This window comes from Thermostichus sp. MS-CIW-37 (assembly GCF_054060065.1).
This window is the reverse complement of sequence record NZ_JBSSCV010000019.1, coordinates 1-23526: the sequence shown is the minus strand read 5'-3', so window position 1 is coordinate 23526 and position 23526 is coordinate 1. Positions and strand designations below refer to the sequence as shown.

Annotated in this window: 19 protein-coding genes; 11 read left to right on the top strand and 8 right to left on the bottom strand. The window is 57.7% G+C overall.

The genetic code is table 11. From position 1 onward, the window contains the following. The first annotated feature begins 20 nt into the window (after positions 1 to 20). The gene (gene ftsH, locus ACVWYZ_RS09615; RefSeq protein WP_414343378.1) at positions 21 to 1937 is read left to right on the top strand and encodes an ATP-dependent zinc metalloprotease FtsH; all 1917 of its coding nucleotides are present in this window, start codon (positions 21 to 23) and stop codon (positions 1935 to 1937) included. 103 nt (positions 1938 to 2040) lie between these two features. Here the strand turns inward: ftsH and glgP are convergent, their stop codons facing one another. From glgP to ACVWYZ_RS09600, 3 genes are all read right to left on the bottom strand, one after another. Then, positions 2041 to 4242: an alpha-glucan family phosphorylase gene (glgP, locus tag ACVWYZ_RS09610; RefSeq protein WP_041436239.1), complete on the bottom strand. Its 2202-nt coding sequence runs from the start codon at positions 4240 to 4242 to the stop codon at positions 2041 to 2043. Positions 4243 to 4688: 446 nt separating this feature from the next. Then, a complete protein-coding gene (locus tag ACVWYZ_RS09605; protein WP_457466909.1) occupies positions 4689 to 5873 on the bottom strand; it encodes a SpoIID/LytB domain-containing protein in 1185 nt (394 codons plus the stop codon). A 235-nt stretch (positions 5874 to 6108) separates the two neighbouring features. Further along, positions 6109 to 6633 (bottom strand): nucleoside deaminase, encoded by a 525-nt coding sequence (locus ACVWYZ_RS09600; protein ID WP_457466927.1) that lies wholly within the window; start codon positions 6631 to 6633, stop codon positions 6109 to 6111. Positions 6634 to 6825: 192 nt separating this feature from the next. On the opposite strand from ACVWYZ_RS09600, the gene ACVWYZ_RS09595 reads away from it, so the two are divergent. Then, the gene (locus tag ACVWYZ_RS09595) at positions 6826 to 8067 is read left to right on the top strand and encodes an HhoA/HhoB/HtrA family serine endopeptidase (protein ID WP_457440889.1); all 1242 of its coding nucleotides are present in this window, start codon (positions 6826 to 6828) and stop codon (positions 8065 to 8067) included. 67 nt (positions 8068 to 8134) lie between these two features. Further along, complete coding sequence (locus ACVWYZ_RS09590; RefSeq protein WP_457440887.1) at positions 8135 to 9739, top strand: protein kinase domain-containing protein; 1605 nt, start codon at positions 8135 to 8137, stop codon at positions 9737 to 9739. Positions 9740 to 9774: 35 nt separating this feature from the next. On the opposite strand, the gene ACVWYZ_RS09585 is transcribed toward ACVWYZ_RS09590, so the two are convergent. The 3 genes from ACVWYZ_RS09585 to ACVWYZ_RS09575 all read right to left on the bottom strand — a co-directional run bounded on the left by ACVWYZ_RS09585 (position 9775) and on the right by ACVWYZ_RS09575 (position 12615). Beyond that, on the bottom strand, positions 9775 to 10116 hold the full coding sequence (locus ACVWYZ_RS09585; RefSeq protein ID WP_414331053.1) for a hypothetical protein: 342 nt from the start codon (positions 10114 to 10116) through the stop codon (positions 9775 to 9777). After that, entirely contained in the window at positions 10094 to 10894 is an 801-nt protein-coding gene (locus tag ACVWYZ_RS09580) for a hypothetical protein (protein WP_457440885.1), read from the bottom strand. The genes ACVWYZ_RS09585 and ACVWYZ_RS09580 overlap by 23 nt, the downstream gene beginning before the upstream one ends. Positions 10895 to 11283: 389 nt before the next feature. Further along, on the bottom strand, positions 11284 to 12615 hold the full coding sequence (locus ACVWYZ_RS09575) for an NAD(P)/FAD-dependent oxidoreductase (protein WP_457466926.1): 1332 nt from the start codon (positions 12613 to 12615) through the stop codon (positions 11284 to 11286). Positions 12616 to 13013: 398 nt separating this feature from the next. Here ACVWYZ_RS09575 and ACVWYZ_RS09570 point away from each other — a divergent pair, with 398 nt between their 5' ends. The 5 genes from ACVWYZ_RS09570 to ACVWYZ_RS09550 all read left to right on the top strand — a co-directional run bounded on the left by ACVWYZ_RS09570 (position 13014) and on the right by ACVWYZ_RS09550 (position 18824). Continuing rightward, positions 13014 to 15779, top strand: a complete 2766-nt coding sequence (locus ACVWYZ_RS09570; protein WP_457466908.1) for a cation-translocating P-type ATPase — start codon at positions 13014 to 13016, stop codon at positions 15777 to 15779. Positions 15780 to 15874: 95 nt separating this feature from the next. Continuing rightward, positions 15875 to 16069: an oxidoreductase gene (locus tag ACVWYZ_RS09565; RefSeq protein WP_414343797.1), complete on the top strand. Its 195-nt coding sequence runs from the start codon at positions 15875 to 15877 to the stop codon at positions 16067 to 16069. Positions 16070 to 16445: 376 nt separating this feature from the next. Further along, positions 16446 to 16898: an AbrB family transcriptional regulator gene (locus tag ACVWYZ_RS09560; RefSeq protein WP_011432404.1), complete on the top strand. Its 453-nt coding sequence runs from the start codon at positions 16446 to 16448 to the stop codon at positions 16896 to 16898. A 140-nt stretch (positions 16899 to 17038) separates the two neighbouring features. Then, entirely contained in the window at positions 17039 to 18442 is a 1404-nt protein-coding gene (locus ACVWYZ_RS09555) for a 1-acyl-sn-glycerol-3-phosphate acyltransferase (RefSeq protein WP_457466907.1), read from the top strand. A 178-nt stretch (positions 18443 to 18620) separates the two neighbouring features. Further along, positions 18621 to 18824: a hypothetical protein gene (locus ACVWYZ_RS09550; protein ID WP_041436260.1), complete on the top strand. Its 204-nt coding sequence runs from the start codon at positions 18621 to 18623 to the stop codon at positions 18822 to 18824. A gap of 103 nt (positions 18825 to 18927) precedes the next feature. Here ACVWYZ_RS09550 and ACVWYZ_RS09545 read toward each other — a convergent pair whose 3' ends face one another. Beyond that, positions 18928 to 19242 (bottom strand): hypothetical protein, encoded by a 315-nt coding sequence (locus ACVWYZ_RS09545; RefSeq protein WP_457466906.1) that lies wholly within the window; start codon positions 19240 to 19242, stop codon positions 18928 to 18930. Positions 19243 to 19595: 353 nt separating this feature from the next. Here ACVWYZ_RS09545 and ACVWYZ_RS09540 point away from each other — a divergent pair, with 353 nt between their 5' ends. From ACVWYZ_RS09540 to ACVWYZ_RS09530, 3 genes are all read left to right on the top strand, one after another. After that, a complete protein-coding gene (locus ACVWYZ_RS09540; RefSeq protein ID WP_457466905.1) occupies positions 19596 to 20669 on the top strand; it encodes an OmpA family protein in 1074 nt (357 codons plus the stop codon). Between the two features lie 119 nt (positions 20670 to 20788). Beyond that, positions 20789 to 21901 (top strand): hypothetical protein, encoded by a 1113-nt coding sequence (locus ACVWYZ_RS09535; protein WP_457466904.1) that lies wholly within the window; start codon positions 20789 to 20791, stop codon positions 21899 to 21901. A gap of 168 nt (positions 21902 to 22069) precedes the next feature. Continuing rightward, positions 22070 to 23299, top strand: a complete 1230-nt coding sequence (locus ACVWYZ_RS09530) for an AI-2E family transporter (RefSeq protein ID WP_457466925.1) — start codon at positions 22070 to 22072, stop codon at positions 23297 to 23299. Here the strand turns inward: ACVWYZ_RS09530 and ACVWYZ_RS09525 are convergent. Further along, on the bottom strand, positions 23291 to 23526 hold a 236-nt coding region (locus ACVWYZ_RS09525), incomplete at its 5' end, for a zinc ribbon domain-containing protein (RefSeq protein ID WP_457466903.1). The two genes, ACVWYZ_RS09530 and ACVWYZ_RS09525, sit on opposite strands and share 9 nt — an antisense overlap.

Sequence of the window (23526 nt, the reverse complement as noted above, 5' to 3'; positions counted from 1 at the left end):
CTTTGGGAGGAAACACTTCCGTGAGTCAGAAAGGTAAAAACAAGAAATGGAGAAGCGCGGGGTTATATGCGCTACTGGCCATCGTCTTGATCTCTTTAGCCACCACCTTCTTGGGTACTCGCCCGCCTGAGCGTTTGGAGATCAGCTACTCCGACCTGATCAGCCGCGTCGAACGGGGCGAGGTCAGCAAAGTTTTGGTGGAGACGGCCCCGGATGGTCGCCAGGTTGCCATCGCCGAGGCAGAAATCAACAACCGCGCCACCCAAGTGCAGGTGAATCTGCCCCCCCTTACCCCCGAGTTTGAGAACACCCTGGTTGCCAACGGGGTGGAGCTGGCCGTGCGTCCTGTCCAAGAGGAGGGGCTACTCGGGCGCATTCTCAGCACCTTCTTCCTGCCGGTTTTGCTCTTGCTGGGGCTCTTTTTCCTGCTGCGGCGGGCTCAAAATGGCCCAGGCAGCCAAGCTCTCAACTTCGGCAAATCCAGGGCACGGGTGCAGATGGAGCCGAAAACCCAAATTACCTTCAACGATGTGGCCGGCATCGATCAGGCCAAGCTGGAGCTGGCAGAAGTGGTGGATTTCCTGAAAAATTCAGAGCGCTTCACCGCTTTGGGAGCCAAGATCCCCCGCGGGGTATTGCTGGTGGGCCCGCCCGGCACAGGTAAGACCCTGTTGGCCCGCGCCGTAGCCGGAGAGGCGGGTGTGCCCTTTTTCTCCATCTCTGGCTCTGAGTTTGTGGAGATGTTTGTCGGGGTCGGCGCTTCTCGCGTGCGGGATCTGTTCGAGCAGGCCAAGCAAAATGCTCCCTGCATCGTCTTCATCGATGAAATTGATGCAGTCGGTCGCCAGCGGGGAGCTGGCTTGGGAGGTGGCAACGACGAACGGGAGCAGACCCTGAACCAGTTGCTCACCGAGATGGACGGTTTTGAGGGCAACTCCGGCATCATCGTCATTGCGGCCACCAACCGACCGGATGTGCTGGATGCAGCGCTGCTACGGCCTGGCCGGTTCGATCGCCAAGTTACGGTGGATCGCCCCGATTTTCAGGGCCGGCTAGAAATCCTCAAGGTGCATGCCCGTGGCAAAACCCTGTCTGCCGATGTGGATCTGGAGAAATTGGCCCGCCGTACCCCTGGGTTTACCGGCGCCGACTTGGCCAACCTCCTGAACGAAGCAGCCATTCTGGCAGCCCGCCGCAACCTCACCGAGATCTCCATGGACGAGATCAACGACGCGGTGGATCGGGTGTTGGCGGGCCCAGAGAAGAAGGATCGGCTGATGAGCGAGCGGCGCAAGGAATTGGTGGCCTACCACGAGGCGGGCCATGCCCTGGTGGGATCCCTCTTGCCCAACTACGATCCCATCCAAAAAGTGACGATCATCCCCCGGGGACAAGCAGGTGGCCTCACCTGGTTCATGCCCAGCGATGACGACATGGGACTAACCACCCGTGCCCATCTGAAGAACATGATGACCGTTGCCTTGGGTGGGCGCGTGGCCGAAGAAGTAGTCTACGGAGAGTCGGAGATCACCACGGGGGCAGCCAGCGACCTGCAACAGGTGGCCCGCATCGCCCGCAACATGGTGACCCGCTTCGGTATGAGCGATCGCCTGGGAAATGTAGCCCTAGGTCGCCAGTACACCAACATTTTCCTGGGCCGGGAAATCGCCGCAGAACGGGATTTCTCGGAGGAAACAGCGGCCCTCATTGACGAAGAGGTGCGGCGGCTGGTGAACGAGGCCTACCAACGGGCCACCTACTTGATTCGGGAAAACCGTGCCCTCTTGGATCGGATCGCCCGTCGTTTGGTGGAGGCCGAAACCATCGATGGGGAAGAGCTGCAGGCCATCATCGACAACTCTGAGGTGGTGATGTTGCCCCCCGAAGAGGAGCCAGAACCGCTGACGCTTCCTATGGCCGTCAACGCTGGCGCCTAGTCTCTTGTCCCCAAGCTCAAACTTGGGATCCCTGCTTTTCCTCTTGAGGAGAGAGGGATCCCAATGTTTTGTATGATTTGCGCTGGGAGAGGGGGAGTCCACCCTAGCCGGCAACAGCCGAACCCAACAAAGTCCGGCTCGCCTCTGCTTCCAGGGGCTGAGGCTCGTAGATTTTCAGCACGTACTCCGCTACCATGCGGTCGGTGTTGAAAACGGGGTTGAGGGTGCGGATCGCCTCCTTCATGCGGGCAATCCAACGACGTGGGATCCCTTTCTCATCCCGGTCGTAGAACATGGGGATTACTTCATACTCCAACAAGTCGTAGAGGGAGTTGGCGTCCAAGTCGTCTTGGGCAGCGGGATCCAGACCTTCGATTTCTTGGCCAATAGCCCAGCCATTGCGACCGTTGTAACCCTCCGGCCACCAGCCATCCAGTACCGACAAGTTCAATCCCCCACTGAAGCCCACCTTTTGCCCTGAGGTGCCAGAGGCTTCCAGAGGGCGTCGCGGGTTGTTCAGCCACACATCGACCCCCTGCACCAAATTGCGACCGACATAGGCATCGTAGTTTTCGATGAAGGCGACCCGGTTGGCCACCTCAGGCCGGTTGGACCATTCCACCACCCGCTGGATCAGGCGCTTGCCCCCTTCATCCCGGGGATGGGCCTTGCCGGCGAAGATAATTTGCACAGGGTACTCTTTGTTGGTGAAGATGCGGGTAATTCGCTCCAGATTTCGCAGGATCAAATCTCCTCGCTTGTAGGTGCTGAAGCGGCGGGCAAACCCAATCGTCAAGACCTTGGGATCCAACAACTGGTTGACCGCTTGGATGCGTTCGTTGCTTTCGCCGCGATTGCGCCGGGCCCGCAACACTCGGTGACGGGTGAAAGACACCAGCCGCTCCCGCAGAGCCTCTTTGCGCCGCCACAGTTCTTCATCTGGGATCTCTTCCACCTTGGCCCACAGTTCCGGGTCTGACACCCGCTCCGGCCAATCGGGGCCCAAGTACTGGTCGTAGAGATTCCAGAAGAGGGGGGAAACCCAGGTACGGGCGTGAACCCCATTGGTAATGGAGCTGATGGGCACCTCATCCACCGATCGCTCAGGGTAGAGCACATGCCACATTTCGCGAGAAACCCGTCCGTGGAGCTTGCTTACGCCATTGGCTGCCCGCGCGTACCGCAAAGCCAGCACCGTCATGTTAAAGCGCTCCCAGGGATCCCCAGTGCGCCGAGCTCCCAAGGCCAAAAATTGTTCCCGCGTCAGGCCCAGTTGAGGCCAGAAGGAGGCAAAGAACGCATCCATCTCATTGGGGCTAAAGGCATCGTGGCCAGCCGGCACCGGTGTATGGGTAGTAAACACACATTTTTCCCGCACCTTGGCCTCCGCCGTCTCGAAGGGGGTGCCCCGCGCCACTTCCTCCCGCAGCAACTCCAGCGTTAGGAAAGCAGCGTGCCCTTCATTCATGTGATAAACCATGGGATCCAAACCCAACTGGCGCAGCAGGCGCACCCCACCGATACCCAGGATGCACTCTTGGGCAATGCGAGTATCGGTGCTGCCCCCGTAGAGGTGGGCGGTAATCCAGCGATCGATGGGGTCGTTCTCCGGCAGGTCGGTGTCCAGCAGAAAAAGAGGTACCCGGCCCACGTCCGCCCGCCAGGCCCGCGCCTTCACCAACCGCTGCCGCATCGCCACTTCCACCAACAGAGGGCTGCCATCCGGCTGGCGCACCAGAGTCAACGGCAGAGACTCAAACTCAGAGTCTTCGTAAAGCTCCCCCTGCCAGCCATTGTTGTCCAGGCGCTGCTGGAAATAGCCCTGACGGTAGAGCAACCCGATGGCCACCAGGGGCACTCCCAAATCCGAGGCCGACTTGAGGTGATCGGCAGCCAACATACCCAGCCCGCCAGAGTAGGTGGGCAAAGACTCGTGCAAGCCGTATTCGGCACAGAAATAGGCGATGGGACGCTGCCAGTCGTAGGTTTTCATGGTGCGCTTGGCCCAGGTATCCTCAGCCGTCATGTACTGCCGATAGGACTGCACCATCCGGTTCAACGTGTTGAGGTAGTTCACATCGGTGGCCAAGGCTGCCAACCGCAAGTAGGAAACCTCCTCCAGCATGCGCACCGGGTTGTGGGAGGTTTTTTCCCACAGGGCGGGATCCATTTCCCGGAAAATGGTGAGGTGATCCGGGTTCCAAGTCCACCAATAGTTACGGGCGATCTCGCACAGGGGCGTGAGCGCTTCCGGCAGCACCGGACAACGTTCGGGAAAAGCAGGAGCTAAGGTGGCAATGGACATAGGACAGATACCTGGGGTTAAAGTTATGGGCTCGAAAAAGAAGAGGTAGAGGTCGATGCTGGTAAACGTATCTCAATTATTATTGAGCCGATCCTGAGGATCCCGAGAGGGGAATTCAAGATCTCTACAAAATCTTCACAAAATCTTCAGGGATGTAACCCAAATTTGCCCAGGCTTCTCTCGATCTTGTCATAGCAGCGCGGAGCCTTCAAAAGCAGCGCTCACAGGCAGCCCAGCTTTCGATTCCGGCAGAAGCTGCCCGTCTATCTTCAGAGATGGTGCAACGTTAGAGTTAACTCAAAGTTAACAAAATCTACAGAACCCCAACGAACCCTTGGGGAACCCCTCCGGTTCAATTAAAATGCTGCTTCTCATAAGCTCTTAAAAACTGCAGCTACTTTTGCTACCAATCGGTTATTTTGTTGGCTTCTCCCTGAAGTTGAGCCTTAGCGTCCTTCCACCACTGCCAAGCTGGTGTTGCGGTAGTAGTGGCTGAGGATCTGTTGGTAAGAGTAGTTTTGGCTGGCCAGGGCGGCAGCTCCCCACTGGCTCATGCCCACCCCGTGCCCGTAGCCCCGCCCATGAATCTCAAAGAAAGCTGGGAATGTCCCTGCCACAGGAGCCAAGCTGGCTGTAGTGGCGGCCTCTCCGCGTGGACTAATGGCAATCTTTGTGCTGCGCAACCCTAGAGCCCGACGAAAATCGCCAGCACTGAGATCTTTGATTCCTTGGGATCCCGTCAGGCGCACCGTGATCGCCCGTCCCCACGGGGAGCTGCGCAGTACCTCCACAGAACGAATAGCCCCGATCCCGGCAGCCAACTGCTGAATCTGCTGGGCAGGAACGGTGGCCGTCCAGCTAAACACGGGTGAGTGGTGATCGAAATCCGGCACCCCCTGCAAGTAGGGCCGCGATTCTAACCAGACGTTGCCTGCATCATCTGTATGTCCCCCCGCAGAGGAGTGGAAAACCGCATTGATCAACTGCCCCTGGTGGATGAGAACCTGCCCGGCGGTCTCACGGGCAGCCGCTTGGGTACGGCTGGATTCGGCAGCTACCCCCTTGTAAACCTGCCAATCGATCCCATTTCCTAAGTCAAAAGGCTGCTGGGAACGGCGACTGCGGTGGTAGAGGGCATAGGTGCGGGAGGCCACGGCTTGGGCTTTGAGAGCCTCCATGGGAAAACGGTGTCCCATCTCGCTGCCCACTACGCTGGAAACGTAGTCTTCCAAGCCAACTTGGTTGATGGCAATCACCCCACGCTCGCCGGGGATCAACTCCACCAAGCCACGGTACCAATTCTGGTCGATAAACACTAACCCATCGGAGGTGGTGGGCTGTAGGTAAAGACGTTCTCCCTGTTGGCCGGCCAAACTGACTGCTGAACCCGAACGGCTGGCCTGCAGCGGTTGCATGGCCTGCACCTCTGCCAGCGGCTGTCCCTGGGCATTCAACAGGCGGGCTCCGGTAGAGCTGCCGACGGTGACCTGGGGCTTGTTGACGGCAATACCTACCCGCAGCAGCACCCGTGCCTGCACCGGAAAAGTTAAGCACAGCCAAGCCCAAACCAGGAGGGCAATACCTCTAATCGAGGCTGATGGCGGAGGAGAGAAGGAGAGGGTAATAGTCACACACCAATCCTCTGGGAAAGAGTATCACAGCCGGCGAGGGATCCCGGACAAGTCGGGTTCTCAGAATCTGGACATAACCAACCTCAACACCTCAGGCAGCCACCGCCCCTCGGACAGCCTTTTTTGGGGCTGGTGCAGGACGCGAGTGAGGACCAGCCGAACCCGATATGACAGTATCAAAAACCTCTGGCGGATGCACGACCCCAGCCCGTTCTTTTTGCCCCCAATTTCTTCCTCAGGTTGTGCGCGGGATCCCGCGCCGGCGGCAAAACCACTGCTGCAATAGGCGGCGACACTCGGCCTCGCAGACTCCGCCGATGACCTCCGGGCAATGGAAGCTGGCGGCAGAAGCTGGCAAATTGAGCACGCTGCGCAGTGCTCCGGCCTTGGGATCATCGGCGCCGTAGATTACCTGGGCCAGCCGCGATTGGCTGATTGCCCCCGCACACATGGGGCAGGGCTCCAGGGTCACATACAGCCGACAGCCCTGCAGCTGCCAATCGCCCAAGCGCTGCCCTGCCTGCCGTAGGGCCAGAATCTCCGCATGGGCCGTGGGATCCCGATCCCGTTCCCGCCGGTTGCTGCTCAAAGCCAGCAACTTTTCCCCTGGCCCCACCACCAGAGCGGCCACCGGCACCTCTCCAGCTTCTCCTGCTTGCTTAGCTTCTCGCAAGGCCAACTGCATCCAGGCGCGGTGGCGCTGCCACGGATCCCGCCCTTGTGGCTCGGAGGAATGGAGCTCGCTCGGATCCCCGATCATTTTGGGCGTTTCGAGCACTGCCTCTGTCCGCAAGATTTGCTAGGGTAAGCACACATACCCCGAACATCCAAAAGTAAAGAGTAGGAATAGATAGAATAGACCAGGAGTGAACTGGGTCTTGATGGCGTAAGTCGGGGGAGCGGGTTCACGCCTTTTGAGTCTTGGCGATACGGCTTAGCTTTGGGAGGGAGCATGGCGCGGATTCTACGGCATACACTTTTGGCGATGGCTCTGTTTGGTGGAGGCGTCGCAGGTGGGGTCTGGCTATCGTCTCGAGCGGGGCAGGAGTGGTTACAGCAAACTCCCCTGGTCACTTGGACGCGACGGGCCAGTGAGGGAGTGGGATCCCTTTTGCCCTGGTCTGAGCCCCGCCCTGAGGCTGCGAATTCTGCCCCTCCCGCCGATGCCGTCCGGCCTTCTAATTTTATTGCCGCCGTTGCCCAAAAGGTCGGCCCAGCGGTGGTGCGCATCGATGCCACCCGCACCGTGTCGAGGGGGGTCAACCCAGAACTGTTCAACCAGCCCCTGTTTCGCCGCTTCTTTGGGGATCAACTACCGCAGTTGCCGCAGGAGTTTCGGCAAGAAGGCACCGGATCGGGGTTTATCATCGACGCCAGTGGCCTGATCCTCACCAACGCCCATGTGGTGGAAGGCAGCGAGCGAGTCAGGGTTCATCTGCTGGATGGGCGCACCTTTGAAGGGGAGGTGAAGGGCTCAGACCCGGTTACCGATATCGCGGTGATCAAGATTGAGGGGGAGAATCTGCCCACGGTTACTTTGGGCAACTCTGACTTGGTGCGACCGGGGGATTGGGCCATCGCCATTGGCAACCCGCTGGGCCTGGACAATACCGTGACTGCCGGGATCATCAGCGCCGTCGGGCGCTCCTCCGGGCAAATTGGGGCTGTTAACAAGCGGGTGACTTTCCTGCAAACGGATGCGGCCATTAACCCCGGCAACTCGGGTGGCCCGTTGCTGGATGCGGAAGGGCGTGTGATTGGAGTGAATACGGCCATCTTCCAGCGGGCCCAGAGTGTGGGCTTTGCCATCCCCATCAACCGCGCCATGGAAATTGCCGAGCAATTGATCCGGAATGGTCGGGTAGAGCACGCTTTCTTGGGCATTCGCATGATCACCCTCAACCCCGACATTGTGGCCCGCCTCAACCGCGACCCCGCTCGCCCCACCACGCTGACGGTGGAAGAAGGGGTCTTGATCGGGCAGGTGATTCCGGGATCCCCGGCTGAGGAGATTGGCTTGCGGGAGGGGGATGTGATCACTGAAATCAATGGGCAGGCCATCCGCGATGCCGAGCAGGTGCAGCAGTTGGTGGAAGCCGCCGGGGTGGGCAATACACTGACGCTGCGGGTCATCCGAAATGGACAGGCACGCACCTTCCAGGTGAAGACGGGAGTGCTGCCCTCGGACTTCTAGGGGGCTCCATAGGCCAGCAACTCTCTGATCCCTGTGACAGAATGGCAGTAGGGGCAGGGATCCAGATATGGCTTGGGCAGTTGGTGAACAATTGCAAGGGGGACGCTACCGCATCGAGGCCGTTTTGGGGGAGGGGGGCTTCGGCATTACCTACCAGGCCTGGGATAGCGTTCGTGCCGACCAGGTGGTTATCAAAGTTTTGAACGACAGCCTTCGTGAGGATCCCGACTATCCCCACTTCCAGCAGAACTTCATGAATGAGGCGCTGCAACTGGCCCGCTGCCACCATCCCCATGTGGTGAAGGTGGAAGAAGTGATCTGGGAGCAGGAGCGCTGGTGTATTGTGATGGAGTACATCCGCGGCCAGACTCTGCACCAGCTTCTGCGGCAAAAAGGGCCGTTGCCCCTGCCGGAAGCCCTGCGCCTGACGCGGGAGGTGGGATCCGCCCTGATGGCCCTGCACGAACAGGGGATCCTGCATCGGGATGTGAAGCCATCCAACATCATGGTGCGGGAGGGATCCCAGCAGGCGGTGTTGATCGACTTCGGCCTAGCTCGCGGCTACACCCAAGGTCTGATCCAACGCCACACCTCCTACGGCACCGATGGCTATGCTCCTCTAGAGCAATACGACAGCTTGCGCCGCCGCGGCGCCTTCACCGATGTCTACGCCTTGGCAGCAACCCTCTACACGGCGCTGACGGGGATGGTGCCTATGTGTGCGCCAGTGCGGGCCACAGGCCGCCAGTTGGATACCCCTCGCAGCCTTAACCCCAACATTCCCGAGGTTGTGGAGGCTGCCATTCTCAAAGGGATGGCTCTCCACCCAGAAGAGCGCCCGCAAACCATGGCCGAGTGGCTGGCACTGTTACCGGCAGAAGCCTCTCAACAAGGGAGGAAGCCGGTTGCTTTTGAGCCAGCCATCCGCACCCAAGAGCTGAGGGAGCTGGAGCAGATCTTGGCCCAGCCTCCAGAACCCCAAGACGAGCTGGAACAGCTCCTGTCCCGGCACTCGGCGGAAGAGCTAGAGCAACTGGTGGCACCTCCCACCCCTGCCACTGCCAAAAAAGCTGGAAGAGAAGAGGGATCCGGATCCCTGATTTTTCCTGACGTCTGTCCAGAGGAGAGAGGGAAGGGGGGATCCCTGCCCGGAACTCTCTCTTGGCCAGAGTGGGTGGGGGAAGCAGCCCCTGCCTTGCAAGGTCTGTGGGATCGGCTGCGAGCGGGGCAGTGGGGGGAGGCGGATCGCTGGACGACAGCCCTGATGCTGAAGCTTGCTGGGCGCTCGCAAGTGGGCTTTTTTGATCCCAAGGATGTTCAGGCCTTCCCCTGCCCCATGCTGCGGCTGATTGACCAACTGTGGGTGCGGGCCAGCCAAGGGCGCTTTGGCTTTAGCGTTCAAAAGCAACTGTGGCAAGGATGCGACCCCGGAGGAACCTCAATAGGCAGATCGCGATCCTTCTCCGCCTTGCCCCGCGAAGAGTGTATGGGGGAAGCCGTGGGTTGGCGGATCCAAGGTCGCTGGCTGGGGTACGGCGAGCTCAAAACCAGCCTGGATGCACCGCCAGGACATCTGCCTGTCGGCTTTTTTTGGGGCTACTCGGGTGGCTTGCGCTCGGCGCTGCTGACGCTGGATCGAGTGGTGCTGAAAAAGCTAAAAGCCTGTTTCTAAAAAACCTGGCTTGAAATGACTAAAATGGGTAGCCATCAATTCTTGAAAGGGGAGATGCTCTTTTCTTGTGGGTTTTCGCGAATAGCTAGACCCAAGTGAATCAATGCCGTCTCAACGGTATTGACCTGCTCTGCTAAAGTTTTCCACCCTCTTGCCTTTAAGCCATAACATTTGCCAAAGTAAGCTCGAGCTGCTGCAAAGGAAGCAAAGGTTTTTTTAAGAGTCGCTACGGTCCAGGGCTTGGCATTCAGCCGCAGCCAATTTCGTTGACCTTGCTGCTGTTGCTCGGTGATGAGTTGGTCTGTCAAGCTAACAAGCTCAGCATAGTTGCGCCGCGAGGTCGCGATTGCCGTTTCAAGACTCTCGATGAGACCCATGGTTGTTCTCCTGAGGCAACTTCCCTTGATGAGACTCCTGTTCTTTCTCCTGAAGCAACTTTCTAGAACCGGCAGAGAGCAAGTTGGTTTCAAAAACAGACTTGATGTTGTTCAGGTAACTTTGCAATAAGCTCTTAACCCATAGGATGGGAATTTGGTTTACCGCATTCTGAAGCTGGTCGAAGAGATGCTTGAGCTGCTTCAGAGCTACGATAGCATGACCGAGAACTTCTTGCGCTTGAAGCTGCTCTTCCACAAGCTCTCTCATTCTGTTGGCTAGCCGCTGATTCTCAAGTTCTTTCTCGGTGAGCAAACTAAGAGCTGCTTCCTCAGTCTCGACTATTTTAAATTCAAGTTTTTGGTTCTGCTCTTCCAGAAACTCAATCTGCTTAGTTAGTAAATCCGCCTCAACCCTAAAGCTAATACCTCTATTCGCTGGAAAGCTAATAAGTAGGTCGCTGTACTCTTGCTCTTGAAGCTGCAGCTCTCTGAGTACAGGCTCTGCTAGTTCGGATAAGACTTTGTGAGCTAATCCTACTTTCAAAGTATCTCCGCCGCCGTGTCCGGGAATAGGAATTCTTAAATCACCCCGAACAGCCTGCGTGCTATGTCTGGCACGTCGCTGAACAATTTCCCAGCCCCACTCTTTTGCTTGACGCAAAATATCCCGTTTTCGCCAATTCCTTGGAGCCTGAATAATGGCTTGGATATTTCTCTGCTGCTCTATAATTTCATTTCGCCTCTTGATGAGATACCCTAGCTCTTCTTCGTCGGACATATGATAACATCCTTAGATGAGACTTTCACACTTAGCCTATTCGGTCTTTACGGAGACTAGGGGAAAGTTATGCGGCAAAGCCTTACATCTCAAAAAACATTGATACTAAGAAATATTTTGTAGCTTTGTCCGCGATCTTCCTCAGTAATTCCCAGGACAATCTAGAGGCAGTCAGACTTGGTTCTGCTTGCGAAAAAGGGTGAGTGGCTGGGGTTGGGGAGCTTACAGCCGGCTTGGAAGGGCCAAAAATCACCTGCCGGTGGGCTGTTCCGCGAATACTCAGGCGGCCTGCGCACGGCGCTGCCGATGCTGAAAAGGCTAAAAGCCTGCCTCTAAAAAAACTCCCCTCTCCCAGAGGAGAGGGGTCAGGGGCGAGGGATCCAAGAGCCTTAGTAGCGATGCACCAACTTGTTGATGGGCTTCAAGATGTCCGCCTCAAACTTTTTGCCCTTGAGCATGCGGTTCCAGTAGAGCCAGGGCAGGACGTGCACCTTCGCCAGATACATCGAGTAGCGCTCCCGCGTCGGATCCAGCGGGAAGGAGGGAGCCAGTTTCCCCCCGTAGGCAAACTCCGCCATGATTAGGGAGTTATAGCCTGTGATCAGGGGACAACAGGTGTAGCCATCATACTGGGCCACCGGGGGCTTGGACTGCATGGCAGCCAAGAGATTTTCGGCCAGTACCGGCGCTTGCTTGCGAGCGGCAGCCGCTGTCTTGGACGTTGGCAGAGAGGAGGCATCCCCTAAGGAAAACACGTTGGGGTAGCGGGTGTGCCGCAGCGTTGCTTTATCCACGTCCACCCATCCTCCAGGGCCAGCCAGGGGGCTGCGCTTGACAAAGTCCGGGGCGCTCATGGGCGGAGCCACGTGGATCATGTCGTAGTGCAGGCTCACCTCTTCTTTGCCATTGTCGGTGGTGACTTCAAAGATGGCTTCCTGAGTCTCAGGCCGGATGGCTTTGAGGTTGTGCTTGAATTTCACCTGGATCCCTCGCCGCTCTACCACCTTCTCCAGGGCAGCACTGTACTCCGGCACGGCAAAGAGAGTGGGAGTGGCTGTGCAAAAGAGAACCTTGGTGTTGACGCCAACCCCACTTTTGCTCTTGAAAACGTCGTCGGCCAGGTACATGATTTTTTGAGGGGCGCCGCCGCACTTGATTGGCGTAGCCGGGTACGTGAAGATGGCTGTTCCCCCCTTGAAGTTGCGGATGGTCTCCCAAGTGTAGGGGGCGTAGTCCTTGGAGTAGTTGCTGGTTACTCCTCCTTTGCCCAGCGCCTCCGGCAAGCCCTCGATCAAGTGCCAGTCGATTTGGATCCCTGGGGCAACGATGAGGTAATCATATTCGATGATCTGCCCGCTCTCCGTGATCACGCGGTTGTGATCTGGATCCAGCTCTGCCACTCGCGCTTGAATCCAGGTGGCTCCCTTGGGGATCACTGTTTTTTCGTCCCGGATAAACTTGGCCAGGGGGGCAATACCTCCCCCCACCAATGTCCAGCCGGGCTGGTAGTAGTGCTTGTCGGATGGCTCGATGATCGCGATGTCGAGGTTACGCTTGCGCTCCAGCAACTGGGCCGCTGCGCTGATGCCGGCAGCCCCTCCTCCCACTACAACAATTTGATGGTGAATGACAGGTTGCGAAGTTCTGGAGGTGGATCCCTCCACGCCAGGGCGCCCGTTCGTTTGGGTGGAGGCGGGTGGGGATTGGGTTTTGAGTTCCATTGGCTTAGTAATCGTTGACACAGCAGTTTCCTCAAACAGAACTGAACTTGAGCTTAAGAAGCTGTTTAGTTTAACGCGGAAGAACCTGTTAAATGACAGCCAACAACCCCGAACTGGCAATCCGTAGAAGACTCTGCAGATTGCCAGCCTTCAGGAGCTGCAGCTGGGAAACAAGCGTAATCATAACACCCGATAAAAATATAGCCATTTTTTCAAGCTGTCGAGAATTTGAGGCAAATCTTAGCCTGGGACTTAGGCTTTGTTGACGCTGGTGGCAGCAGTGGCATCTCGGAGGATGAGCAGCATCCGCTAGGCTGTGGACTGTACGAAGGATTTGCCGCTGGGTTCACGGCTGGCCTTCAAGTTCTGTTGCGATTCAACTGGAGACCTTCATCACGATGGCAAAATCCATCCCTGCTGGCTCATTGCCGGTTGCTCCCTGGCACGCTCTGCCCGAAGAGGATGTTGCCCGCCAAATTGTTGCAGTGGATCTGCCTCTGGCGGCGCTTCTGGAACGGGGTCTGTCTCAAGCTGAGGTGATCCAGCGGCAGAAGCAATATGGCCCCAACGAGCTAAAGGCCAAGGCGGCTACCCCGGCCTGGGTGAAGTTTCTGCAGCAGTTCAACCAATCCTTGCTCTACATCTTGATGGTTGCCGGGGCGGTCAAGGCGTTTTTGGGATCCTGGCGCAATGCCATCGTGATCTGGGCGGTGGTGGTGATCAACGCCCTCATCGGCTACATCCAGGAGTCCAAAGCGGAGGAAGCGATCGCCGCCCTGGCCCGGTCGGTGGTGACGGAGGTTACTGTCATCCGGGAGGGGCAAAAACTGCGGGTGCCCTCGCGGGAGCTGGTGCCGGGGGATGTGGTGCTCTTGAGCTCGGGAGATAAGGTGCCCGCCGACCTGCGCTTGCTGAGCGTGCGCAACTTGCAGGTGGATGAATCGGCCCTGACCGGAGAGTCGGTGCCGGTGGAAAAACGGCTGGGATCCCTGGCGGAAGACACACCCCTAGCCGACCGCCAGAACATGGCCTATGCCGGCAGCTTTGTTACCTTCGGCCAAGGAGCAGGGGTGGTGGTGGCCATTGGCAAGCAGACTCAAACAGGCCGTATCTCGGAGTTGGTCGAAAAGGGGGGATCCCTGCAAACTCCCCTAACACGCAAGTTCGAGGAGTTCAGCCTCATGCTGCTCAGGATCATCCTCAGCTTGGCCGGGCTCACCTTTTTGGTGGGATTGGCTCAGGGACAGGGGGCGGCCAGTGTCTTTGAGGCGGCAGTGGCGCTGGCGGTGAGTGCTATCCCCGAAGGCTTGCCGGCGGTAGTCACTGTAACCTTGGCGATTGGGGTTTCCCGCATGGCAAAACGCCACGCCATTATCCGCAAGCTGCCGGCGGTGGAGACCCTGGGCAGCGCTACGGTAATTTGCTCTGACAAAACCGGCACCCTCACGGAAAACCAGATGACGGTGCAGGCCATCTACGCCGGATCCCAGCTCTACCGAGTCACAGGCAGTGGCTACAGTCCTCAGGGACAAATCCTGGCCCAGGAGGGGGGTGATCCAGTGGAAGTGGAGCGGCTGCTGGCGTTACAGGCTTGTCTCTTGGCCGGCTGCCTCTGCAACGACACCCGTCTCAAACTCAAAGACAACGGCCAGTGGGAGGTGGTAGGGGATCCCACCGAAGCTGCCCTCATTGTGGCGGGCCAAAAGGCGGGTTTGGATATGGACGATCTGCAGCGCCGCCGCCCTCGCCTGGACAGCATTCCCTTTGAATCTGAGTTTCAGTACATGGCCACCTTGCACCGCCTGGGGCCAGAAGAGCACTGCATCTATGTCAAGGGATCGGTGGAAGCCCTGCTGCCCCGCTGCCGCAGCCAGATGGGATCCCAGGGGGAGATCCAGTCTCTAGAAGAGGAGCGGATTCGCCAGCAGGTGGAGGCCTTGGCACGGCAGGGGCTGCGAGTTCTGGCCTTTGCCCAAAAAACCGTCCCCAGCAGCCAAACTCGGGTGGATCACCCCGATCTGGAAGGGGATCTGGTTTTCTTGGGATTGCAAGGAATGATCGACCCGCCGCGGCCAGAGGCCATTGCGGCAGTGCATTCCTGCCAAACGGCTGGGATCCAGGTGAAGATGATCACCGGCGACCACGTGCTCACGGCTCAAGCCATTGCCGAGCAGATGGGCCTGGGGGGTGGAAAACCTGTGCAAGCCTACAGCGGTCGAGATCTGGAGCAGCTCAGCCCGGAGGAATTTGTGGAAGCTGCCAATCGGGGATCCGTCTTCGCGCGGGTGGTGCCAGAGCAAAAACTGCGCCTGGTGGAAGCTCTGCAAGCGCGGGGGCAGATCGTGGCCATGACCGGCGATGGCGTCAACGACGCTCCGGCCCTAAAGCAAGCAGATGTGGGGATTGCCATGGGGCGAGGCGGCACCGAAGTGGCCAAAGCTGCTGCCGACATGATCCTGACCGATGACAACTTCGCCTCCATTGAGGCAGCCGTTGAGGAGGGGCGCACGGTTTACAACAACCTGCTCAAAGCCATTGCCTTCATCCTGCCGGTGAACGGGGGGGAATCGATGACGATTCTCCTCAGCGTGCTGCTCAACCGCGAGCTCCCCATTCTGGCCATTCAAGTGCTGTGGCTAAACATGATCAACTCCATCACCATGACGGTGCCTCTTGCCTTTGAGCCGAGCACAGGCCGAGAGATGACTCGCCCACCGCGGGATCCGGAGGCCAACTTGCTCTCTCCTAGGCTGCTGCAGCGCATCCTGCTGGTGTCCGTGTTCAACTGGATCTTGATCTTCGGGGTTTTTGAATACATCGAACAAACCACCGGCAACCTTAACCTGGCCCGCACCATGGCCATCCAAGCGTTGGTGATCGGGCGCATCTTCTACTTGCTCAGCCTCAGCCAGGCCATTCCTACCCTGTTGGGCCGTGGACGTGCCAGCCAATTGGAGCGCCATGAGCGCCTCATGGATACAGCGGCCATTGCCATCGGCATTGGGGCAGCCATCCTGCTGCAGATCCTCTTCAGCCAGTGGAGCCTGTTCAACATTATCTTCGACACAGCACCCCTGTCTTGGGAGCAATGGGGCTTTTGTTTGCTGGTGAGCTTGCCACTCATCGTTGTCTCAGCGGTGGCCAATCGAGTGGATCCTGAATAAATAACTTGCTTTGGGCAACTCGCGCTCACTGCGCTCCCATCTGAAGAAGTGCCGAAGAGGGGATCCCTCAGCCACTACTCAGATGTGACCGGCCTTTGCCAAGAGGGGAAAGTGACCGCCGGGCCAGGTGTGATGGCATCCAGCTTCACACCCGCTCTGGCTATCTTTTCGACCCATTTCCGCAAGGCAATGGCAATCGCCGTGCCCGTCTCTATGGCGGTTTTTGGGAAGATCGAGCCCGTTTTCTGGCGGAAGTTGCAGAAGACGTGATCAGAGTTCGGGGCACCTGACGAGTGAGGATGAGGTTGTCTCCAAGCAATGCCTATCCCCTGCGCGCCTTCGGCCATGGGGTGAAGTCTCAATTGCTTTCCCCTCTCAAAGGCGGTCAATTGCATCTGCGCCACGGCACCACCCCTATTCCAACGGCAATCTTTTGTCAGCTCCCTCCACAAAAGCCCCAGCACTCTTCAGGGCTTGAGTTCTTTTTGCCCCCATCACCTTTTGGCAAGAGCGGGAACATCTCTTGAGTGAGAAGAGGCTTTTCCTTCCGAGCTGCCGGCTCAAGGAACAGGAGAAAAACCTGTCTTCAAAAAAGCCTCCGACTTTCGGTTGCAGGGGTACACCATAAGGCTATGATCTTAGGGGAAGGATGTAGGACATTAAAAAATGTCAGATATACCACCACAACCTTTAACCGGGAAGGCTCTGCTGCAGAAGGTCGAAGCTTTGGGGCATCTTCCACGCCGAGAAACGGCAAAGCGATGTGGCTATGTAACCATGACCAAGACCAACAAGCCTCGCGTCAACTTGAATGAGTTCTATGACGCGGTGCTGGCGGCAAAAGGTCTAAGTCTCAGCCCAAGTTCCAGCCGGGACAAGCGCGGTCGTGAGCCAACCTTTCGGGTCAGCGTTCACAAAAATGGGCAGTTGATCATTGGGTCGGCCTACACCGAAAAAATGAATCTCAAACCCGGGGATGAGTTTGAGATTCAGCTGGGTTACAAGCACATTCACCTCAAGCAAGTGCTAAACGGCCAGGTGGTGGAGGAGTCAACCCCAAGCAAAGAAGCTTCCCCCAAAGCGACTCGCGGTCGCCGGAAAAAAACTGCTGGGGCTTGAGCCGCTGCCGGGCCGGGAGTGAGGAGAAGGGATCCAGTTGACGAACTGTCACTGTGTGGCTTTCTTCTTGCCTTGCCCTCTTTAAGATGGGATCCAAAGCCTAGGTTCACCGATCTTGCTGACCCTAGATAAGGATCCCTATGCAACAGAAGGTTCAGCCACCCCTCAAGTTTTTGCCGCCGCGATTGACGCCTTGGGTCGTTCATTTCGCTCAAGCAGGCTTGCCCCTTTGGTTGCGATGGACCAAAGGGATTCCTCGCGTTGAAGTGGAGGGGGGAGAGCGTTTGGCTCAGCTTTATCAGCAGTTTGAGGCGGGCAAGATTCGCCTGTTGGTGGCGTTTCGACACCCGACCCTGGATGATCCCCCCTGCTTGATGTACTTGTTCGCCCATCTCCTGCCGCAGGTGGCCCAACGCCAGGGGATCCGCTTTCGGGGCCGGCCCCACGTTTTGTTTGTCTACGACCGCGGCCTACCTCTGTGGCTGGGATCCGTTGCCCGTTGGGGCTTGCCGCGCTTGGGCGGGATCCCGATTTTGCGAGGCCGTCTGGATCGGGCAGGGCTAAAAAGTTCTCGTGAGCAGTTTGTATCGGGCCAATATCCGCTGGCGGTAGCTCCAGAAGGGACGATCAACGGCATGAGCAGTCTTCTCAACCCGTTGGAGCCGGGGGTAGCCCAGATGAGCTTTTGGGCGGTGGAGGATCTGCACAAGGCGGGACGGCCAGAGCAGGTGCTGATCTTGCCGGTGGGCCTTCGCTATTCTTACCTGAGGGATCCCAGTGCCGCTCTGAATAGATTGCTCAGCCGCATGGAGGCCGATTGCAAGCTGCCGCCCACGCGCTCGGCTCACGCCGGTCAAGCCTTTTTGCTGGCCCGTATCCTTCGCTTGGGAGAACACCTGCTCCAGGTCATGCAGACCTTCTATGAGCGCTTTTATGCCCCTGCCCTTCCTGCTGCAGATAGAGCCCAAGTTAAAGAGGGGGATCTGTTGGCGCGTCTTCAAAGCTTGTCAGATCTGGCCCTGCGGGTGGCCGAGCAACATTTCGGCCTAGAGCCTCAAGGAGACTTCATCGAGCGGCGGCACCGCATCGAACAGGCGGGCTGGGCCTGGATCTACCGCGAAGATATTGCCGATATTGCTGCTCTCTCGGCTTTGGAAAGGGGGCTGGCCAATCGAGTGGCTGCTGAGGCCAGTTTTCACCTCTGGCACATGCGCTTGGCGGAAACCTTGATGGTGTTTGCGGTGCGCCCCATGCCCGAGCAGCCCAGTCTAAGTCTAGACGAGTTGGCGGAAACCGCCCTGCGCCTCTGGAGTCTGCTGGCTTGGATCAAAGGAGAAAATCCCGTCGGAACTGCTCCCCCCCGCTTGGGCCCCCGCCTGGCGCGTTTCAGCATTGGGGATCCCCTCTCGGTTTCCGAACGCTGGCCCGCCTACCAGGCCAACCGCCGACAAGCCGTACAAGCCCTCACCCAAGATTTACAAGCAGAAATGGAGCGGCTTATCAAAGGGATCCCGTGCTCTCCTGTGGCTCTTCCTGCTGCCTAACATGCCTGGTCGGCTCAGGGGCAAAAAGTATAACAATTCCTAAGACATTTTGTGAGATATTTCGTGAGAGTAAGACGAACTTTTGCATTATCTGACAAGCAGGTGAAGGAAAAGGGAAATTTTTGGCTCTTGGGGTAGAAAGGGGGCAGAAAGGAAGTGAGGCTCGTTGACTTGGTCTATGTCTGATGAGCTGCTCCGCGCCATCCGCAGACGCGACCTAGAGGCCGCCACTTCAGCCGTGCAGCACTTGCGTTCTCGCCATTTAAGTGAAGCTGTAATCACCTCGATGGTGATGGTGGCCGTGGAGCGGTTGGCGTGGGATGAAGGCGACCGGGCCGCCGCCAGTTGGTTACTGCGTCGCTGCTCCAGACGACGGCGCTGAAGGGATCCCCCCTGGCCCAGAGGTCATTGCGATACTTCCCCTTTCCCTGGATCCGAGGGGCTTCCCGTGTCAACCTGCCCACAAAGCCCTATCCGCAGAGGGATTAGCTTTCTTCCTTGCCCTTGATCATCTTCTCAATTTGCTCTTTGATCATCTTCTCAATTTGCTCTTTGCGGAACTCGCGACTGGCATTCTCTTGCCCATCGGTTACCACAACCATCACAACCTTGGCCGGGCGATCTGCCTCGCTGAGTTCGCTGAGGCTCTTTTCTAGGTCGATGATGCCGCGCCCCATGGCATCCAGCAAGGGAGTAGAAGCTCGCGGCACGTAGGTCTCGCGGGTCAGCTCAGGGACCTCGGCAATTGGCTTGAAGTGGTGAATGACTTCATAGGGATCCTGGGAGTCGAACTGAACCAAGGTAAGGGTGGCACTTCCCGGTTCTGCTCCTGTAGAAAATCTAACTCTGGCTCAGGTGCAGTGATCTGTTTGTGAAGGTTTGCTTGCAATCTGTTACAAAGGGTATGAATGCTTATGAACGCTTTTTGAGTTCGCCTTGGTAGCTGGGAGCGCCAGAGCATTGTCTCGAATATTCAGCTCGACTACGAGTTAGCATTTTCTCTTAATTTTTAAGTGCTTCATATCCTAAGTACTAACAATGGTTCGTAAACTAACACACTAAAAGAAAGGTTTGCCCTTAATCCCTTTGCATTTCTGAGCTAAGCTTCTAGGCATTGGCCCCGTAAAGATTTTGGAAAAACTAGGGAGTGGCTATGTCTTTTCGCGCAGATTTACAGCGTTTTGCCTTCGCTGTGCTAACAGCGCTGCTTGTCCAGGCGGGGCCAGCTCGGGCCGATCTGCCAGGGACAGCGGATCCCCCAGGGCTTAAGCGCTTCGCAGGATCCAGCATTGTGTTTCAATCGCGGGCCGATTACGACCGCTTTAAGTTGGCCCTTGAAAAAATCGTCTTCAGTGGCGCGATGGGAGCTGTGCAGCCGTACCGGTCTCAAACTGTCGAAGGGCGTCGCATCACGACCTATTACCGACTGCCGGAGCGGGTTGCCCCTCTTGAGGCGCTGCTCAACTACGAAACCGAACTGAAAGAGTCCGGCTTTGAGATCCTCTTCTCCGGGTTGGGGGAGGAGATTGAGACCCTCGGCTACAACAACCAGATTGCTGACGAGATCCTGGATATGAAGGGCACCTACAGCACGCCGGAAGAACGGGCCCAGTGGCCGTTTCAGAACGCCAGAGAAAACACTGCTGCCTATTTAGCCGCACGTGGCAAGTCCCCCGAAGGCGATGAGCGATTCGTGAGCGCCTACTTTGTGGTCAATACCGATGACTGGGAGGTCACCCGCGGCAGTGGACCGATCCCGACCGGGATTACTCTGGGGCGAGTGGATGTCGTCGATGTCAAGCCCCGCCAGCAACGCCTGGAGCTGGTTGAAAGCATCACAAGCGGCGAGATCAATCAAGCCATCAGCCGCGATGGCCGGATCGCCCTCTACGGCATTCTCTTTGCCTATGACTCGGATCAGATTGAAGCGGCTGCCGAGCCCACCCTTGCCGAGATCGCCAAGCTGATGCGCGAGCGCACCGACCTCAGCATCCTCGTGGTCGGTCATACCGATGCAACCGGTAGCTTCGACTACAACCTAGGTCTCTCGCGGCGCCGGGCTGAAGCTGTGGTCAACCGCTTGGTTCAGCTTGGCATCGAGCAGCGCCGCCTTTATCCGGTTGGCGTGGGGTTTTCGGCTCCCGTTGCCAGCAACGCCACCGAGGAGGGCCGAGCAAAAAATCGCCGCGTGGAGTTGGTGGATCTGGCCGGTGGCAGAATCCCCTAGGGGAGAGTTTCTGAGTTTTGGCTCAGGGCAAGCATCGCCGAAACTCTGGACACTGCGGCTGCGGCGAACTAGTTTAGAGGCAACTCTTCATTTCTAGGCTATTTCAAGGGGTGGGATCCATGCTTAGGCCCAGTCTTCTGTTCTCCGGCTCGGCTTTGTTGGGTTTGCTGTCCTTGCCGTTTTTGATCGGCGAATGTGGCTGGTTGGCCTCATCTCGTAAGAGCCAGAGTCCTGTCACTGAGGTTTCTCTACAAGCTTGGGAGCACTCCCTGCCCTCATCCCAGACCTTGTTTGAAGATGAAGCAGGTTCTGGATCTTGGCTCAGGCGGCAAGCCCAACTGCAAGAACGGGTACAACAGCTTGAGCAGCGCTCTCTCGCTCACCAGCAGCAGGTCTATCAATGGCTTGCGCAACAGGCAGCTCCCCAGCCCGCCGGGGTTGTTGGCCGTTCCAACCCAAGCCCTGCCCTGTCGGCACGGCCTCGGCGTCAGGATCCCACTCTCTCTCAATCCTCTGCTCCGGCGGATGTTCCCAATGAGCTGGCGCGGCTAACCCAATTCATCCAGCAGGAGCCGGGAAATGCGCAACTTTATCTGCAACGGGCGCAATACTTCTGGCGGGAGTCTCAAGAAGATCCTGCTGCTTTACCGCAGCCTGAGCATGCTTCTGCCATTGCTCGCTTGATGCGCTCCGCTCTGCGGGATCTGGATATTGCCATTGCTTTGGATCCCTACCTGGCTGAAGCCTATTTGCTCAAGGCCAAAATCCAACACGAGCGTTTGCAAGAACCTGAGCAGGCTCTGGCAACCTTGTCTCCTCTGGATCGGATTGCCTATCACAACCCGCAACTGCACTTGATCCGCTCCCGCATCTGGGCCGAACAAGGCCATCTGGAATCGGCGTTTGATGTGTCGCATCTGGCGATTGAGCTGGCCAAGCAAAATCAAAGTGCTGCCGATCTTTTCGAGGCCTATGTCCATCGCGGCCTGATGTGGGCCAGCATCTGCGACTTCAATTTGGCCGTTCAAGATTTCAGCCGAGCTCTTGAGTTGCAGCCTTACCAAGGTGATGTGTACTACTACCGGGGTATGGCGCGCGCTTACCAGGGAGAGGATAGGGCTGGTGCCGCTTCCGATTTGGGTAGCGCTTTGATGTTGTGGCAGGTTTCGGGCGGGGGATCCCCGGAGCTGCTGGAATATGCAGAAGCGGTACGGATGGAACTGCTACGGTAGCTGCAATTCTGGCTGGGTTTTTGCTGCGGATCTTTGGTCTGGCCGACTGGGCAGGGAAGTTCTGGGTCTAGGGTCTTTGCCCAAGAGCGTTTGGCAAGTTCGTCCAAGCCAGGCCAGGATGGTAGAGCCATCTGTTACCTAGCCCCCTGAAGAGAACCCAGCCAGATGATGAGCCGAAGACAATTGACCATCTCCGTATCCTCCGTAGCCCTGGTGGTGGCCACAGGGATGCTGTTGTTGCTGCTGTGGCAACTGCGCAGCTTGGTGCTGACGGTGATGATCGCGGTGGTGGTGGCGGCAGCGCTGGCTCCCCTGGTGGATCTGGCCGAGCGATTACGCATCCCCCGCTGGCTGGGGGTTGTGCTGGTGTATTTGAGTTTAATTGCCGGGATTGCCGGCTTGGCTCTGCTTATTGGCCCGACGGTGGCGACTCAGACCCAGCGGTTGCTGACGAGGCTGCCTTTCTATCTGGAGCAGTTGCAACTGTTGGTGGATACCTGGATTGCCGATCTGGCGGGGGTGGATCCGGCGGCGCTGGACTACCTAAACCAGTTGCTCGACCCTCAGTCGTTGATGAGCTGGGCGGTTCGCTCGGGACAACGGGTGCTGGTGCAGTCTTTCGACTTCACCCGCGGTTTGCTGGGTGGTCTGCTGACCATGGTGCTGACCCTCTTCATTTCCGGCTACATGCTGGTGAGCGGCTCTGACTTGGTGCGGGGCTTGGTGGAGTTGTTTCCTTATCCCTGGAATGAGCGGCTTGCTGAGCAGGTACACCCGATGGCTCAGCGCATGGGGGGCTACATCCAGGGGCGGGTGCTGGTCTCTGCCATTTTGGGCGTGATGATCACCGTCTCGCTTCGCTTTCTGGGCCTGTCGGAGTTTGCTCTGGCGCTGGGGGTGATCGCCGGGTTTACCAACTTGATTCCCTTTATCGGGCCGGTACTGGGATCCCTGCCCGCCTTGGTGGTGGCGATTGTGCAGGGGGGCTGGACTTTTTTGTGGGTGCTGATCCTATACGTTGCCGTTCAAAACCTGGAAACTTATGTGTTGGATCCTCTGTTGGTGGGATCCTCGGTGCGGGTGAAGCCCTTGTATCAGTTGCTGGCGGTGCTGGGGGGCACCCAGTTGTTGGGTATTGTTGGGGCGGTGATCGTCCCCCCGTGGGTGGCGGGTATGGCGGTGCTGCTGGAGAACCTCTATCTGAAGCCCAAGCAGGAGGCAGAGGTTCGAGCCAGGCTGTATGCTCGGGCCACCGAGGCTGCTGGTTCTTTGGCTTTGCCGGGGATGGATTCTGCCGACGCGAGCAACCCAGAGCCATCTTTTTCCTCTGGTCCGAATGGCTCTTCAAATGAGCCGGAAGAGTTGCCACAGGAAGAAAGTCTGATACATTTACGCTGAACACTGCTGATCATTATCGCTCAACGGTGCAGCGATAGCATCCTGCCCACTGCTGAACAGGATGGCGGTATCCCGCAAAGCCCTGAGCATAACACCCAAGGCGCCTTGCCAATCCCGTGGTAGCCTGTGGTTGCACTTTGGGCATCTAAACACCTTTGCGCCACCCAACTTAGTGTGGATGTGCCCGCACTTGGTACAGGTTTTGCTGGTGTACGCTTCCGATACTT